The sequence below is a fragment of the Acidimicrobiales bacterium genome (genome assembly GCA_035540975.1).
Lineage (GTDB): Bacteria > Actinomycetota > Acidimicrobiia > Acidimicrobiales.
This window is the reverse complement of the sequence record DATLFN010000010.1, coordinates 1-14,989: the sequence shown is the minus strand read 5'-3', so window position 1 is coordinate 14,989 and position 14,989 is coordinate 1. Positions and strand designations below refer to the sequence as shown.

Sequence of the window (14,989 nt, the reverse complement as noted above, 5' to 3'; positions counted from 1 at the left end):
GGGGCGGGCGAGGACGTGGGCGAGGCGGGCACGGAGGGTGGCCCCATCGCCCGGCGCCGCCCCCTCCCGGCACGACGCGGCGGTCACCGCGCCGGCGGCGAGGAGGGCCATCACCCTGCGGTATGCGGTCATTGCCCCGGTCCTCGTCTCCATCGTGAGTCTTTTCCGGCCCCGGTGGGGAAGCAAAGGCTCGGTGCCGCGGACGACGCTTCCTCCCCACTCCACCAGCCCCGCCGCCGGCCGCCGCTTCGTGGCCGACGTCTTGTGGCAGCGCGGGTTCTCCACCGAGGTCATCGACGACGCCGTGCTGCTCACCAGCGAGGCCGTCACCAACGCCGTGGTGCACGCCGGCACCCCGATCGACGTGGTGGTGACGGTCGACGCCGCCATGGCGCGCATCGAGGTCCACGACGGTCACCCCGGCATACCCGTGGTGCGGGACCCCGCCCCCGACGCCGCGTCGGGCCGGGGGCTGCGGGTGATCGACTCGGTGGCCGAGGCGTGGGGCGTGCGCCGCTCGGACCACGGCACGTGCCTGTGGTTCGAGATGCGCCCCTGACGCCGGCGACCCGCACCCGCCGCGCCGGCCCCTTCCTACCGCCGCAGGCCGGCGGGACGGGGAGACAGCGGCACCAGGCGCCGGCCGACGTGGCCCAGCACGGCACCGATGGCGACGCCGCCGAGGACGTCGGAGGCGTGGTGGATGCGCACGTACACCCGGCTGGCGCTGACCACCACGGCGGCGGCGTAGTAGACGGGCCACAGCGGGTCGTCGTCGGCCAGCAGGGCGGCGGCCGTGAACGCGGCGGTGGCGTGACCGCTCGGGAACGAGCTGGTGCGCGGGCGGCGCAGGGGGAACGGGCGGTCGACCTCCCAGGGCGGGCGGGTCCGCCGGAAGAGCGACTTGATCCCGACGTTGACGAGCGCGGACTCGGCGAAGACGCCGGCGCCGACGCGCACGGCGGCCGTCCAGTCGTGCTCCGAGCGCAGACCCCGCAGCGACCCGAACATCAGCCAGATCATGCTGTGGTCGGCCAGGGCGGACGCCCCGTAGAACAGCCGGTCGGTCGTGGGGTTCCCGCGCAGGCGGTCGAACGCCTTGTCGACCCGGGCGTCGAGGTCGGCGACGCGCTGGCGCGTGCGGTCGGAGAGGAGGTCCACGGTCGGCGGGCTCGGCCGTTCAGACGGCGGCGACGGGCTCGGGCTCGCGGTCCGCGGTCGCCTCGGTCGGGTCGCCGCCCCACGCCGGGCAGAAGGGCTTGTAGGCGCAGTAGTCGCACAGCCGGGACGGGTGCGGCCTGAAGTCCTCGTGCTGGCACGCCCGCTCCACCGCCGCCCACACGGCCGAGGTCCGGGTGACCAGGCCCCGCACCGACTGCTCGCTCGGGACACCCACGATGGCGACCGGCTCGCGCAGGTGGAGCAGCTGCACCCGGGCCGGGCGCCGGCCGAGCATCTGCTCGCACAAGAAGGCGTAGAACTGGACGCCACCGAGGCGGCCGTTCTCGAACGACGCCCGTGGGGCCGACCCCGTCTTGTAGTCGGTGACGACCAGCTCGCCGTCCGCGTCGAGGTCGAGCCGGTCGATGATCCCGCGCAGCCGGAGGGTGCCGATCCGAGCCTCCAGCTTGAGCTCGAGGCCGATGGCGTTGACGGCGTTGGGGTCCTCGAGGCGGAAGGCGTTGGAGACGAGCGTGGCGGCGTCGGCCAGGAACTCCCCCTGGGCCTCGGCGTCCAGCTCGAGACCGGCGAACTCGGGATGGGCGGCCAGCTCGGCCCACGCCACCTCCAGCTGCGCCAGCGCGGCGGCCTCGGTGCGGGACCCGGCCGGGAACCGGGCGTAGAGCCGCTCCAGGGCCCGGTGGACGAGCGTGCCCTTGGAGGCCGACGGCGACGGCGGCTCGGGGAGCCGGTCGATGGCGGAGAAGCGGAAGGCCAGCGCGCAGTCCTTGAACGAGGCGACCCGGGAGGGCGACAGTGAGGTGGGCAGCGGCAGGCTCATCGGCTCCCAAGGGTAGAGCGGGGCTGCGACAGGGGCGTGGACCGCGGGCCGGACCGGCACGGCGGCTCGGCGACCGGCGGGCCGTGGTGGCACCCCCTCGCGAGACGCCGGGCAGCACGGTTCCCGCCGGGCCCCGGTGCGACCAGGATTCGGCTGTGAGCTGGGGGGCCTCCGAATCGGGTGTGGGCAGGGCGCCCGCCGGGCGCCCCGTCCTCACCGTGGTGTTCACGGACATCGTCGGGTCGACCGCCCTCATCGAGCGGCTCGGCGACGACCGCTGGGTCGAGGTCCTCTCCGCCCACGACGATGCGGTCCGCAGCGCCCTGCGCACCCACGGCGGCGAGGAGGTCAAGACGACGGGCGACGGGTTCCTGGCCGTGTTCGGGGACGCGGCGGGCGCCGTCCGGGCAGGAGTGCTGGCCCGCCGGCTGGTGGCGGCCCTGCGGGTGCCCGAGGTCCCCGAGGGCCTGGCCATCCGCGTCGGCGCCCACTCGGGCCCGGTCGTCCGCCGGGACGGCGACGTGCTCGGTCGTACCGTCCACGTGGCCCGGCGGGTGGCGGCGGCCGCCGCCGCCGGCGAGGTCCTGGTGTCGTCGTCGGTGCGGCTGGCCACGGGAGCCGACGAAGGCCTGCCCACCGGCTCTCCCCGCACGCTGCGCTTCGCCGGCGTCTCCGAGCCCCAGGTCGTCTTCTCCGTCGTCCCGGCGGGCGACGGCGACGGTGGCGCCACGGTCCACGTGCTCGACCGCACGCGGCGCCGGGCCACGGACGCCCCGGGCCGCACGCGCTAGGGACCGCCGGCCGGCGTTAGCCTCCGGTGGTGGACGCCGCGACCGAGGTGCGCCTCGCCAACCGGGCCTTCTACGACGCCTTCGAGACCTGCGACCTCGACGCCATGTCCGACGTCTGGGAGAGGTCGGAGCGGGCACTGTGCACCCATCCCGGCTGGGCGACGCTCAAGGGGTGGGGGGCGGTGGCGGGCTCGTTCTTCGCCCTCTTCCAGAGCAGGCAGACGCTCCAGTTCATCCTGACCGAGGAGCGGGTGTTCGTACAGGACGGCGTGGCCTGGGTGGCGGTCGACGAGAACCTGCTGGGCGACCAGGGCGGCTCGACGGTGGCGGCCGTCAACGTCTTCGTCCGCGAGATCGGGTCCGGCCGCTGGCGGATGGTGTGCCACCACGGCTCCGTGGTGAGCTCGGTCTCAGACGGCGAGGAGCCGGAGTAGGTCGGAGGCGTTGGTCACGGCGTCGTCGCGGAAGGTGTTCGAGAACACCACGTGGACCTGCTCGGCGGACGCCGCCATCTCCCGCACGGCCGGGACCCACGCCGCCAGCTCCTCCTCGCCGTAGCGGTAGGCGAAGCGCTCGCCGATGCTCAGGTCGGGCTCGTCCCACACCCCCGGGTTGCGGCCCGGGAAGCGCACGAACCCGACGTCCCCCGTGGTCGCCACCACCGGGCGACCGGCGTCCGGCGGCCGGTCCACGCACACGAAGCCGAGCCCCCAGTCCTCGAGGAAGGCGAGCGTCTCCTCGCAGGCCCGCCCGTCCAGCCAGCGGGGGTGGGCGAGCTCGACCACCACGGGCAGTTCGCCCAGCTCGCGCCTCGCCTCGACGAGCATCGCCCGCCCCGTCTCCCCGGGTTGCAGCCACGACGGGTAGCGGAGGACGACGGCGCCCAGGCGCCCGGCCTCGTGCAGGGGCCGGAGGGCGTGGTGGAACCGGGCCCACGCCTCGGACCGGCCGGCCGCCGTGAGGTGCCCGAGGTAGAGGCGCCGCCGGTCGCGCACCTCCGGGCGGACCTGGTCGCGCAGGTCCTCCCAGAGGGAGTCGGGCAGGGCGGCGCCGCCGGTGAGGAGCGTCCAGCCCCGGACGTCGATGGTGAACCCGTCGGGCGTGCGCTCCACCCACTGCCGGCACAGCTCGGGCGTGGGCGGGAAGCGGGCGGTGGCGTCGATCTCCACCAGCGGGAACCGGGCGGCGTAGTACGCGATGCGCTCGGCCGCCCTCATGGACCGCCGCGGGTACCAGCGGGTCCCGTGGACCAGCGTCCGTTCCGACCACGAACCGGCTCCCACCAGGACCCGCCCGGCCGTCGGGTGCCGTTTGCCCGTCATACCCAGGGGGTAGAGGCGACCGAACGGCGAACGAGGTCCCCGCCGCACTCATGCGTCTCGTCCTTCGACTCGATCTGCCGGCCGATGCCCGGTTCCTGACCATGGCCCGCCGTGCCATGGACGAGTACCTCGACGAGGCGGGGCTGGTGGGAGACGAGCGCGAGGACCTGGTGCTGGCCCTGGACGAGGCCTGCGCCAACGTCATCCGCCATGCCTTCCCGGGTGGCTCCGGGCGCATCTCGATGACGGCGGAGCGGTGCGAGCAGGAGGTCGTGGTGCAGGTCGAGGACGACGGCGTCGGCTTCGACGCATCGGCGCCCCGCCCGAAGCCCGGGCCCTACGACACCTCCGGCCGGGGCCTGTCCATCATCCGCGGAGTCATGACGTCGGTGGACGTCGACTCGTCGGCCGGCGGCACGCGCGTGGTCATGCGCAAGGTCCTGTCCGGCGGCGCCCACGACCTGGAGCTGGCGGCGCACTAGCGCTCAGCGACGGCGGAACCGGTCGGCGCCCAGGGCCGCCCGCGCCGCGTTGGCGCCGCACGCACCGTGCACGCCGCCGCCGGGGTGGGCGGACGACGACGCCAGGAACAGCCGGCGGACCGCCGTGCTCGCCCGCCCGAGCCCGGGAGTCGGGCGGAAGACGAGCTGCTGGTGGAGCTGCGACGTGCCGCCGTTGGTGGCGCCGCCGTGCAGGTTCGCGTCCGCTGCCTCGAGCGACCGGGGCGTGAGGACGTGGCGGCCGCGGACGAGGGAGCGGAACCCGGGCGCCAGCCGTTCGACCTCGTTCTCGATGCGGTCGGCCATGCGCCCGGCGTCGGCGTCGTCCCAGGTGCCCGTGATCCCGTCGTCGCCGGCGTCGCCCCGCACGTGCTGCGGCACGTGGGCGTAGGCCCACACCGCCTCCTTGCCCCGGGGCGCACGCGTCGGGTCGGCCCGCCCCTGCTGGCCCACGATGACGAACGGGGGGTCGGGCACCAGGCCGAGCTGGAGCTGCGCCGCCTGGAGCGTCAGCGTGTCGACCGAGTCGGCCACGTGCACCGTGCCGGCCCTTCGGGCTGCCTCGGCCGTCCACGGGATCGGGGCGTCGAGGGTCCAGTCGACCTTCACGGTGGCGTGGTCCCACTGGAACCGGTCGAGGGCACGGACCACCCGGCCCGGCAGGTGCTCCTCGCCGACCAGGTCGCGGTAGAGGGCGGGGGCGGTCACGTCGGCCAGCACCGCTCGGCCGGCGCCCACCTCGTCGCCCGCCGCCGTGCGCACGGCGACGGCCCGGCCGTCGCGCACGACGATGCCGGTGACCGGCGTGGAGCACTGGAGCTTCCCGCCCGCCGACGTGAGCCGCGAGACGAGGGCGTCGGTCAGCCGGCCGGCGCCCCCCTCGGGCACGGGCCAGCCCTGCTCCTGGCCGATGGCGGCCAGCAGCCAGCCCGTGAGCCCACCGACGGGCGACTCGGGGAACACGTCGGTGTGGAGGGCGCACCCGGCCAGCAGCCGGCGGGCCGACTCGCCGGCGAACTCCTCCTCGCCCAGCCGCCGCACCGGGAGCATCAGGAACCGCACCAGCTCCACCAGCTCCGACGGGCGGGTGGCGCCCACCAGCCGCATCCCCCCCCGGACGGGCGGGAAGGGGGACAGCAGCGACTCCAGCAGCGGGCCGCCGATGCGCTCCCACTGCCCGTACAGGTCGCGCCAGGCGTCGCCGTCGCCGGTCATGGTGGTCTCCAGCGAGGCGGCGGTCTCGTCGAGGTCGGTGGACACCACCGGGCACGTGCCGTCGGCCGCCGGGTGGGCGAGGGCGACGGGGGAGCGGCACCACCGCAGCCCGTGCGCCTCGAGGCCCAGCGACCGGATGACGGGCGACGCCACGGCCAGCGGGTAGAAGGCGCTGAACACGTCGTTCACGAAGCCCGGCTCGATCAGCTCGGCCGACTTCACCGCCCCGCCCGGCTCCGGTCGCGCCTCGAGCACGGTGACGTCCCAGCCCCGGTCGGCCAGCACGTTGGCGGCCACCAGACCGTTGGGGCCGGCCCCGATCACCACGGCGTCAGGCATCCGGGGAGCCTACGGCGGCTACAAAAGGGGGATGGCACCGCTCGGCACGGACGCAGCACGGTGGGGCATCCAGCCCGGCTACTCGGACTTCCGCGACGTCTGGCGGGAGGCCCCGGAGTCGACCGTGCGGGCGCTGCTGGAGGCCATGGGCGCCGGCGCCTCGCCGCCTCCGCGCCCGGCCGACGCCCGCCACCCCGACGGTACCGTCATGGTCGTCACCGAGGGGGAGGAGCTCCCCCTGCCCGGGCGCTGGGGCCTGGCGACGGAGGACGGGGGCGACGCCGCCGTGGACGGATCGCTCCCTCCCGACGTCCCCCTGGGCTACCACCGCCTCCGGCGGGACGACGACGGCCACGCCGTGTCCCTGATCGTGACGCCGCCCGCCTGCCACCTCGCCGACGACCTGCGGACGTGGGGGTGGGCCGTGCAGCTGTACTCGGCGCGGTCGGGCGCCAGCTGGGGCATCGGGGACCTGGGCGACCTCCGGCGCCTGGGCGGGTGGTCGGCGGGCCAGGGCGCGGGGATGGTGCTGGTGAACCCGCTCCACGCCGCCCAGCCGGCGGGCGCGCAGCAGGCCAGCCCGTACTCCCCGTCGAGCCGGTGCTTCCGCAACCCGCTGTACCTGCGGGTAGAGGACGTGCCCGGCGCGTCGGCGGCGGGCGGCGACCTGGAGGCGCTGGCGGCGGCCGGCCGGGCGCTCAACGACCGCCGGCTGATCGACCGGGACGAGGTGTGGCGGCTCAAGGCGGCCGCCCTGGAGCGGCTGTGGTCGGGCTTCGCCGGCGACGCCGCGTTCCGGCGCTGGTGCGACGAGCAGGGGGCGCCGCTCAAGGGGTGGGCCCGGTTCTGCGCCATCGCCGACGTCCACGGCCTCCCGTGGACGTCGTGGCCGGCCGAGCTCCGGCGCGCCGACGGTCCCGCCGTCGCCCTGTTCGCCCGTCGCCACGCCGACCGCGTCCGGTACCACCAGTGGCTCCAGTGGCTGCTGGACGTGCAGCTGGGCCGGGCCGGTGAGGAGGTCGGCGTGGTCCAGGACCTGGCCATCGGCGCCGACGCCGGCGGGGCCGACGCCTGGCTGTGGCAGGACTGCTTCGCCCTCGACGTGCGGGTCGGCGCGCCGCCCGACGAGTTCGCGGTCAAGGGCCAGGACTGGGGCCTGCCGCCCCTCGACCCGTGGCGCCTCCGCGACGCCGCCTACGAGCCGTTCGTGGCCACCCTGCGGGCCGCCTTCCGCCACGCCGGCGGCGTGCGCATCGACCACGTCATGGGCCTCTTCCGGTTGTTCTGGGTGCCGGAGTCGGCCGCCAGCCCGGCCGAGGGCACCTACGTCACCTACCCGTGGCACGACCTGCTCGGCATCCTCGCCCTGGAGAGCGCCCGGGCGGGCGCCTGGGTCGTGGGCGAGGACCTGGGCACGGTGGAGCCCTTCGTCCGGGAGGAGCTCGCCCGCCGGCGGGTCCTGTCGTACCGGCTCGTCTGGTTCGAGCCCGACCCGCCGGCCAAGTACCCGCAGCGGGCGCTGGCGGCCGTGACGACCCACGACCTGCCCACCGTGGCCGGCCTGTGGACGGGGAGCGACCTGGAGGAGCAGCAGCGCCTCGGGACCGACCCCAACGTCGAGAGCACCCTCGCCATCCGCGACCGGCTGCGCCACTGGACGGGGGCGGCCGACGACGAGGCGGTGGGCGAGGTCGTCCTCCGTACCCACCGGCTGCTGGGGGAGGCGCCGTCCATGGTGGTGGCCGCCACCCTCGACGACGCCCTGGGCGTGGAGGAGCGGCCCAACCTCCCGGGGACGACGACGGAGCGTCCCAACTGGAGCATCGCCCTGCCCCTGCCCCTGGAGGACGTCGAGTCCGATCCCGGCGTGGCTGCGGTGGCCGAGGCGATCGGCCGCCGCCCCCCGCCGCCGCCGTAGCCCTCCCCAGCCCCGAACCTGTCGCGGAAACGACTCGGATCCGGGTCGTTCCGGCGACAGGTTGCCCACCCGGGCCCACCGGGGGGGCCGCGTCCTAGGCTCGGCCGCCCATGGACCTGCCGGTGATGCCGCCCGTCGGCCCCATGCTGGCCAAGGCGGCCAAGGAGCTGCCACCTTCCGGCCCCGTGCTCTACGAGCCCAAGTGGGACGGGTTCCGCTGCATCCTGTTCCGCGACGGCGACGACGTCGAGCTCGGCAGCCGCAACGAGAAGCCGCTCACCCGCTACTTCCCCGACGTGGTCGAGGCGGCCCTGGCCGAGCTGCCCGAGCGGGTGGTGATCGACGGTGAGATCGTCATCGCCGGGGACGAGGGGCTCGACTTCGAGGCCCTCCTCCAGCGCATCCACCCGGCCGAGTCCCGGGTCCGGCGCCTGGCCGAGGAGACCCCGGCGTCGTTCGTGGCGTTCGACCTCCTCGCCCTGGGCGACGACGACCTCCGCCGGCGCCCGTTCGCCGAGCGCCGGGCCGCCCTGGTGGACGCGCTGGCCGGGGCGAGGCCGCCCGTGCACCTCACCCCGTGCACCGAGGACCGGGGTGTGGCGAACGACTGGTTCCACCGGTTCGAGGGCGCCGGCCTGGACGGCGTGGTGGCCAAGCGGCTCGACCTGCCCTACCGGGAGGGCGAGCGGGTGATGGTCAAGGTGAAGCACGAGCGCACGGCCGACTGCGTGGTGGCCGGGTTCCGCTGGCACAAGAGCGGCCCCGTCGTCGGCTCGCTGCTCCTCGGCCTGTACGACGGCGAGGGCGTCCTCCATCACGTGGGCGTCGCCGCCGCGTTCACCATGAAGCGCCGCCAGGAGCTGGTGGCCGAGCTGGAGCCGTACCGCACCGAGCGCGACGACAGCCGCTTCGACGGCCGGGCCCCCGGCGGCCACAGCCGGTGGAACGCGGGGCGCGATCTGTCCTTCGAGCCTTTGCGCCCCGAGCTGGTGTGCGAGGTGGCGTACGACCACCTGGAGGGCGACCGCTTCCGCCACGCCACGCACTTCCGGCGCTGGCGGCCCGACCGGGACCCGGCCTCGTGCACCTACGCCCAGCTGGAGGCGGCCGTGCCCGAGGAGCTGGCCCAGGTGTTCGGCGCCGGCTCCTGACGACACCGGCGGAGGCGCGGCGGGCAGCGTCCGGCCACCTGTTAGCTTCTCGCCCATCGCTGGCCGACCGGGCGGAGGAGATCACCCATGACCATGACGCCACCGCGTCAGAAGGTGGACCGCGACGAGGTCTTCCTCGAGTACACCAAGAGCATCTGCCCGGTCTGCAAGACCGTCATCGACGCCGAGGTCAACGTCAAGGACAACAGGGTCTTCCTGCGCAAGCGCTGCACCGAGCACGGCAAGTTCGAGGCCCTGCTCTACAGCGACGCCGAGATGTACTTCTCGTCGCTGCGCTACAACAAGCCCGGCACCTACCCCCTGGAGACGCAGACCGAGGTCAAGGACGGGTGCCCGCTGGACTGCGGCCTGTGCCCCGAGCACAAGCAGCACGCCTGCCTCGGGATCATCGAGGTCAACAGCGGCTGCAACCTCGACTGCCCCATCTGCTTCGCCGACTCGGGCCACCAGCCCGACGGCTTCTCGCTCACCATGGACCAGGTGGAGGCCGGCCTCGACGCCTTCGTCCGCTCCGAGGGCGAGCCCGAGGTCGTCATGTTCTCCGGCGGCGAGCCCACCATCCACCCCCGGATCCTCGAATTCATCAAGATGGCGCAGGACAAGGGCGTCCACATGGTGACGCTCAACACCAACGGCATCCGCCTGGCCCACGACCGCAAGTTCGTGCGCGAGCTGGCCGAGCTGAAGCCCACGATCTACATGCAGTTCGACGGCTTCGACCCGGAGACCCACATCAAGATCCGGGGCCGGGACCTGCGCGAGGCCAAGCAGAAGGCGCTCGACAACTGCGCCGAGTTCGGCCTCGGCGTCTCGCTGGTGGCGGCCATCGAGAAGGGCCTGAACGAGCACGAGCTGGGCGACATCATCCGCTTCGGCGTGAAGCACCCCGCCGTTCGGTCGGTGGCCTACCAGCCCGTCACCCACTCGGGCCGCCACGTTGAGTTCGACCCGATGCAGCGGCTCACCAACGCCGACATCATCCACGGCCTGGTCGACCAGTGCGGCGACTGGTTCCGGCTCTCGGACTTCGTGCCCGTCCCCTGCTGCTTCCCGACGTGCCGGAGCATCACCTACCTGCTGGTCGAGGGCGAGACCGTCGTGCCCATCCCGCGGCTGGTCGACGTGGACGACTACCTCGACTACGTGAGCAACCGGGTCATGCCCGACATGAGCGTGCGGGGCGCCCTGGAGAAGCTGTGGAGCGCGTCGGCGGTGCCCGGTACCGACGGCAACACCGGCAATCAGCTGGAGTGCGCCACCTGCGGCATCGACCTCCCCGAGGCGCTCAAGGACATCGCCGACAAGTCGTTCATGGTGGTGATCCAGGACTTCCAGGACCCGTACACGCTGAACGTCAAGGCGCTCATGAAGTGCTGCGTCGAGGAGATCACCCCCGACGGCCGCCTCATCCCGTTCTGCGCCTACAACTCGGTGGGCTACCGCGAGGAGATCCGCGAGCAGCTCAGCGGCGCCTTCGTGCCGACCATCGTCCCGAACGCCAGCGAGCTCCAGCCCATCCTGCTCACCACCAAGTACGGGTCGAAGACGTTCGGCAACGGCGGGAACGGCGGGAACGGCGGCGACGGCGGCGACGGCGAGGCGCGCCCCTCCAGGCACGTCCCGGCCGACGCCACGAACATCGGCAGGAACCTCCGGTCATGACCGAGGGGCCGGCGATCCTCGCCGTCGAGAACCCCGAGGAGCTGAAGGTCTGCTGCTCCACCGCCTACCAGCGCGACGCCGTGGCCCTCATCCTGGGCGAGTCGTACCACCCGGGCGGGCTGGACCTGACCCGGCGCCTGGCCCGCTCGATCGACCTGCGGACGGGCCAGCGGGTGCTGGACGTGGCCAGCGGCCCGGGCGCCACCGCCTTCCTGCTTGCCGCCGAGTTCGGCGTGGAGGTGGACGGGGTCGACCTGGGCGACCAGCAGGTGGCGGCGGCCAACGCCAAGGCGGCCGCCAACGGGCTGGCCGAGCGGGTGCGCTTCCACGTGGGCGACGCCGAGCGGCTGCCGCTGCCCGACGAGTCGGTCGACGCGGTGGTGTGCGAGTGCGCCTTCTGCACCTTCCCCGACAAGCCCACGGCCGCGTCGGAGATGGCGCGGGTCCTCAGGCCGGGCGGGCGCATCGGCATCACCGACGTGGCCCTCGACCCCGACCGCCTCCACGAGGAGCTGAAGACCCTGGCCGGGTGGGTGGCCTGCCTGGCCGACGCCCGGCCCGTCGAGCAGTACGTCGACCTGCTGGCCGACGCCGGGCTGAAGGTCACCCTGCGGGAGGCGCACGACGCCGCCCTGGCCAGGATGATCGAGCAGATCGACGCCCGCCTGGTGGCGTTCCAGATGGCCAAGGTCCCGGCCCTCGACGGCGTGGACTTCGGCACCGCCCGCCAGCGCACGGCCCTGGCCGCCCGGGCGGTCCGGGACGGCATCGCCGGCTACACCCTGCTCGTCGCCGAGAAGGCCTGAACCGGCACGCCGCCCCGGTCGCCCCGGCGCACGGCGTGCGGAGGACGAGCGGCCGAGCAACGCTCGGCGCCATCGGGCAAGATCGCGTCATGCGCCGACCGACCGCCCTCGCCGCCGCCCTGTTCCTGGCCGGGAGCCTCGTCGCCTGCGGCTCGGACGACGACGGCGAGGAGGACGCCGGCACCGGTGGCGACGCGTTCACCCGGGTGGTCCAGGCGGCCGACTTCAGCTTCGACCCGACCGAGATCGAGGTCGAGTCGGGCCGGGCGGTGACGCTCCAGATCGACAACTCCGGTGAGGTCCTGCACAACCTCAACATCGCCGACCTCGAGGTGGACGTCGACGCCGGGCCGGGCGAGTCGGGGCGGGCCCGCATCACCCCGGAGCCGGGGACCTACACCTTCCAGTGCAAGTACCACCCGTCCCGCATGCAGGGCACGCTCACCGTCACCTGAGCGCCACGGGCGACGTGGCCGGACCTGTGGCGGGAACGACCCGGATCCGAGTCGTTCCGGCGACAGGTTCCGGGGCACGGCCGGTGATACGACGTATCCCGGGGCGGGCGGGGGGTTCGAGTGGGCATGGCGCTCACGCTCTCCGCCCCCGACTGGATCGTCGCCTCGCCGGCGGCGTGGCGCGACCGGGAGGCGGGCCGGCGCGCCGGGCGCGCCGTCGCCCTGGCGGGGGCCGGCCTCACGCCCGTGTCCCTCATCGCCGGGTCCACCTTCGGCGTCGGGCTGCGGGCGGCCGCCGTCGCCGTCCTCCTGCCCGCCCTGGCGCTCGTCGCCGTCCTGGCCGCCGGCGACCGCCCGACCGCCGGCCTGGTGCGACGGGCCGTCGGGGCCGGCGTGTCGGCGACCGCCCTCTACGACGTGTCGCGGTTCGTGTTCCTGGCCATCGGCGTCGTCGACCGCGACCCGATCCCGCACATCGGCGTCGAGCTGGGGCTGGCGCCGCCGGCACTGTTCGGGTACCTGTGGCGCTACCTCGGCAACGGGGCCGGCCTGGCCCTCGCCTTCCTCGCCCTGGGCCTGCGGGGCCGGGCCGCCGGGGTGGTGTACGGGCTGGCCGCCTGCGCCGGGCTGCTGGTCACCCTCGCCCTGTCCCCCTACGGCGAGGAGATGCTGTTCCCGCTCGGACCGGGGACGGTGCTCATGGCCACCGTCGGGCACGCCCTGTTCGGCGCCGTGCTCGGTGGCCGGGCAGCCGCCGTCGCCGTCACGTCCTGACCGGGCGGCCGTGGGTCGCCACGCCACCGGGGACTGGCGGCAGGAAGGGGCGCTGTTCGCCCGATCCTGCCGCCGGAACGGTGCGGGTGCCGGCGCGGAGGGAGCGGCCGTTACCTCGCGCCGCGTCCCGGGTACGCGCGAGGTGATCGATGCAACGAGGCAGAGAGGGGAGACATCCCATGGCCCAGCAGGTACATCGAGGTTCGGCCTCCCGGCCCGTCGCCGACGTCATGTCCACCGATCTGGTCACCGTCCACCCCGAGGCCACCATCGCCGACGTCGCCCGCCTCATGCGCGACCACGACATCGGCCCCGTCGTGGTCGTCGACGACGAGTCGGTGTTCGGCATCGTCACCGACCGCGACATCGTCGTCCGGGCGGTCGCCGACGGGCAGGACGCCGAAGCCACGCCGGTGGGCGATGTGGCGTCCACGTCGGTCACCACCATCGACCCCGAGGACACCTTGGAGGTCGCGGCGGAGGCCATGCGGTCGCAGGCCGTGCGCCGGGTGGTCGTGACCGAGCGGGGCCGACCCCTCGGCATCCTGTCGCTGGGCGACCTGGCCCAGACCGAGGACGCGGCCGACGAGGCGGGCGCCGCCCTGGGCGACGTCAGCGCCGCGCCGCCCCAGGACTAGCGCCGCGCCGCCCCGGGACTAGGGGGCGCCGGTCCCGCTCGACAGGCGGGCGAAGAGCTCGGCCAGCTCCTCGCCCAGGCTGGCGGGCGTGGTGTACCCGTCCTCGGCGCGGATGGCGTCGAGGTGGTCGCGGACCGACTCGATCGTGAGGTCGGGGTCGAACCACCCGTGGGTGAGGCCGGTGAAGAAGCGGGACACCCGCCCGCCGCCCACCTCGAACACCTCGCCGGTGACCGGGCACTCCTCCGAGCACAGCCACGCCACCACGGGCGAGACCAGGGCGGGGGACAGGCGCTCGGCCAGCGGGCCCAGCAGGTCCTCGGTCAGCCGGGTGCGGGCCAGGGGGGCGACGGCGTTGACCCGGATGCCGTGGCGGGCGCCCTCGGCGGCCAGCACCCGGACGAGGCCGATGACCCCCGTCTTGGCCGCGCCGTAGTTCGACTGCCCGAAGTTGCCGAGGATCCCGGAGCTCGACGTCGTGCACACCACCCGCCCGTAGGCCTGCTCGCGCATGCGCACCCATGCCGGCCTCGTCACCCAGAACGCACCCTTCAGGTGGACGTCCAGCACCGGGTCGAGCAGCTCGGGCGTGAGGTTGTGGAACGCCTTGTCGCGCAGGATGCCGGCGTTGTTGACCACGACGTCCACCCGCCCGAAGGCCGCGACTGCGGTGGCGATCACCGCCTCCCCGCCCTCGGGGGTCGCGACGCTGTTCGTGTCGTGCACCGCCTCGCCGCCGAGCCCGACGATCTCCTGCGCCGTGCGGGCGGCCGGCCCCTCGTCGGCACCCACGCCCGCCGGCGAGCTGCCCACGTCGTTGACCACCACCCGGGCGCCGCGGGAGGCGAGGAGCAGGGCGTGCTCGCGCCCCAGGCCGCCGCCGGCACCGGTCACCACCGCCACCCGCCCGTCGAAGCCCACGTCGCTCACGGGGGCGCAGCGTAGGGGCCGGTCCCCGGCACCCGTGGTGGCGGGTACCATCTCCGTGCTGCGGGGCCCGGGGTTTCGGCGGGGCCGCGCTCGGCCGCTCGGCGGAAACGGCAGACCTCGGGAGGACTTCCCCACCGACCATGACGGAGAACGCCCGGCGGCGCGCCCGCCGTTCCACCGCTTCCCACCGGGCCGCACGGGCGGCTCGCCCCCTGGTCGCCGCCCTGGCGGCGGCCGCGCTGGCGGTGGGCGCAGGCGGCGACGCCGTCGCCCAGGTCCTCGAGCCGGAGCCGACCACCACCACCACCACCGCACCGGGACCTCCGCCCCCCGACACCACCACGACGCCACCGCCAGCGCGGCCGCCGCCAGGGCGGCGACCAGGGGGCGAGCCGCCCGTGCGGCCCGGTGGGAAGCGGTGGAACGGCGGGCGCGCCGCCGGGCGTTCTCCGTCATGGTCGGTGG

The 14,989-nt window shown here is 74.7% G+C and carries 17 protein-coding genes; 12 read left to right on the top strand and 5 right to left on the bottom strand.

What is annotated here, in order from left to right:
- Positions 1-193 precede the first annotated feature (193 nt).
- A complete protein-coding gene (locus VM242_01630; protein ID HVM03847.1) occupies positions 194-559 on the top strand; it encodes an ATP-binding protein in 366 nt (121 codons plus the stop codon).
- Between the two features lie 35 nt (positions 560-594).
- Here VM242_01630 and VM242_01625 read toward each other — a convergent pair whose 3' ends face one another.
- Entirely contained in the window at positions 595-1,161 is a 567-nt protein-coding gene (locus VM242_01625) for a phosphatase PAP2 family protein (GenBank protein ID HVM03846.1), read from the bottom strand.
- Between the two features lie 19 nt (positions 1,162-1,180).
- Positions 1,181-2,002 (bottom strand): PD-(D/E)XK nuclease family protein, encoded by an 822-nt coding sequence (locus tag VM242_01620; protein ID HVM03845.1) that lies wholly within the window; start codon positions 2,000-2,002, stop codon positions 1,181-1,183.
- 155 nt (positions 2,003-2,157) lie between these two features.
- On the opposite strand from VM242_01620, the gene VM242_01615 reads away from it, so the two are divergent.
- Together VM242_01615 and VM242_01610 are read left to right on the top strand one after the other, a co-directional pair.
- Positions 2,158-2,793: an adenylate/guanylate cyclase domain-containing protein gene (locus VM242_01615; GenBank protein ID HVM03844.1), complete on the top strand. Its 636-nt coding sequence runs from the start codon at positions 2,158-2,160 to the stop codon at positions 2,791-2,793.
- Between the two features lie 29 nt (positions 2,794-2,822).
- On the top strand, positions 2,823-3,227 hold the full coding sequence (locus VM242_01610; protein ID HVM03843.1) for a nuclear transport factor 2 family protein: 405 nt from the start codon (positions 2,823-2,825) through the stop codon (positions 3,225-3,227).
- Here the strand turns inward: VM242_01610 and VM242_01605 are convergent.
- Positions 3,204-4,115 (bottom strand): DUF72 domain-containing protein, encoded by a 912-nt coding sequence (locus VM242_01605; protein HVM03842.1) that lies wholly within the window; start codon positions 4,113-4,115, stop codon positions 3,204-3,206. The genes VM242_01610 and VM242_01605 overlap by 24 nt on opposite strands.
- Positions 4,116-4,165: 50 nt before the next feature.
- Between VM242_01605 and VM242_01600 the strand changes: the two genes are divergently transcribed.
- Positions 4,166-4,597 (top strand): ATP-binding protein, encoded by a 432-nt coding sequence (locus tag VM242_01600; protein HVM03841.1) that lies wholly within the window; start codon positions 4,166-4,168, stop codon positions 4,595-4,597.
- 3 nt (positions 4,598-4,600) lie between these two features.
- On the opposite strand, the gene VM242_01595 is transcribed toward VM242_01600, so the two are convergent.
- Positions 4,601-6,169, bottom strand: coding sequence for an NAD(P)/FAD-dependent oxidoreductase (locus tag VM242_01595; protein HVM03840.1), 1,569 nt, complete (start codon positions 6,167-6,169; stop codon positions 4,601-4,603).
- Positions 6,170-6,200: 31 nt separating this feature from the next.
- On the opposite strand from VM242_01595, the gene malQ reads away from it, so the two are divergent.
- From malQ to VM242_01560, 7 genes are all read left to right on the top strand, one after another.
- Complete coding sequence (gene malQ, locus VM242_01590; GenBank protein HVM03839.1) at positions 6,201-8,087, top strand: 4-alpha-glucanotransferase; 1,887 nt, start codon at positions 6,201-6,203, stop codon at positions 8,085-8,087.
- A gap of 110 nt (positions 8,088-8,197) precedes the next feature.
- Positions 8,198-9,238, top strand: a complete 1,041-nt coding sequence (locus tag VM242_01585) for an ATP-dependent DNA ligase (protein HVM03838.1) — start codon at positions 8,198-8,200, stop codon at positions 9,236-9,238.
- Between the two features lie 93 nt (positions 9,239-9,331).
- A complete protein-coding gene (locus VM242_01580) occupies positions 9,332-10,921 on the top strand; it encodes a radical SAM protein (protein ID HVM03837.1) in 1,590 nt (529 codons plus the stop codon).
- On the top strand, positions 10,918-11,727 hold the full coding sequence (locus tag VM242_01575) for a methyltransferase domain-containing protein (protein ID HVM03836.1): 810 nt from the start codon (positions 10,918-10,920) through the stop codon (positions 11,725-11,727). Before VM242_01580 ends, VM242_01575 begins: the two co-directional genes overlap by 4 nt.
- Positions 11,728-11,816: 89 nt before the next feature.
- A complete protein-coding gene (locus VM242_01570; protein ID HVM03835.1) occupies positions 11,817-12,182 on the top strand; it encodes a cupredoxin domain-containing protein in 366 nt (121 codons plus the stop codon).
- A 126-nt stretch (positions 12,183-12,308) separates the two neighbouring features.
- A complete protein-coding gene (locus VM242_01565) occupies positions 12,309-12,956 on the top strand; it encodes a hypothetical protein (GenBank protein ID HVM03834.1) in 648 nt (215 codons plus the stop codon).
- A 179-nt stretch (positions 12,957-13,135) separates the two neighbouring features.
- Positions 13,136-13,594, top strand: a complete 459-nt coding sequence (locus tag VM242_01560) for a CBS domain-containing protein (GenBank protein ID HVM03833.1) — start codon at positions 13,136-13,138, stop codon at positions 13,592-13,594.
- 18 nt (positions 13,595-13,612) lie between these two features.
- On the opposite strand, the gene VM242_01555 is transcribed toward VM242_01560, so the two are convergent.
- Positions 13,613-14,524: an SDR family NAD(P)-dependent oxidoreductase gene (locus tag VM242_01555; GenBank protein HVM03832.1), complete on the bottom strand. Its 912-nt coding sequence runs from the start codon at positions 14,522-14,524 to the stop codon at positions 13,613-13,615.
- Positions 14,525-14,664: 140 nt separating this feature from the next.
- Between VM242_01555 and VM242_01550 the strand changes: the two genes are divergently transcribed.
- Positions 14,665-14,989 (top strand): hypothetical protein (locus VM242_01550; protein ID HVM03831.1); only part of this gene is annotated, 325 nt, incomplete at its 3' end.

Excerpts from the sequence above, each read along its gene's own strand:
- VM242_01620 (HVM03845.1), bottom strand. The coding sequence starts at position 2,002 with ATGAGCCTGCCGCTGCCCACCTCACTGTCGCCCTCCCGGGTCGCCTCG.
- VM242_01605 (HVM03842.1), bottom strand. The coding sequence starts at position 4,115 with ATGACGGGCAAACGGCACCCGACGGCCGGGCGGGTCCTGGTGGGAGCC.
- VM242_01600 (HVM03841.1), top strand. The coding sequence starts at position 4,166 with ATGCGTCTCGTCCTTCGACTCGATCTGCCGGCCGATGCCCGGTTCCTG.
- VM242_01595 (HVM03840.1), bottom strand. The coding sequence starts at position 6,169 with ATGCCTGACGCCGTGGTGATCGGGGCCGGCCCCAACGGTCTGGTGGCC.
- malQ (HVM03839.1), top strand. The coding sequence starts at position 6,201 with ATGGCACCGCTCGGCACGGACGCAGCACGGTGGGGCATCCAGCCCGGC.
- VM242_01585 (HVM03838.1), top strand. The coding sequence starts at position 8,198 with ATGGACCTGCCGGTGATGCCGCCCGTCGGCCCCATGCTGGCCAAGGCG.
- VM242_01580 (HVM03837.1), top strand. The coding sequence starts at position 9,332 with ATGACGCCACCGCGTCAGAAGGTGGACCGCGACGAGGTCTTCCTCGAG.
- VM242_01575 (HVM03836.1), top strand. The coding sequence starts at position 10,918 with ATGACCGAGGGGCCGGCGATCCTCGCCGTCGAGAACCCCGAGGAGCTG.
- VM242_01570 (HVM03835.1), top strand. The coding sequence starts at position 11,817 with ATGCGCCGACCGACCGCCCTCGCCGCCGCCCTGTTCCTGGCCGGGAGC.
- VM242_01565 (HVM03834.1), top strand. The coding sequence starts at position 12,309 with ATGGCGCTCACGCTCTCCGCCCCCGACTGGATCGTCGCCTCGCCGGCG.
- VM242_01560 (HVM03833.1), top strand. The coding sequence starts at position 13,136 with ATGGCCCAGCAGGTACATCGAGGTTCGGCCTCCCGGCCCGTCGCCGAC.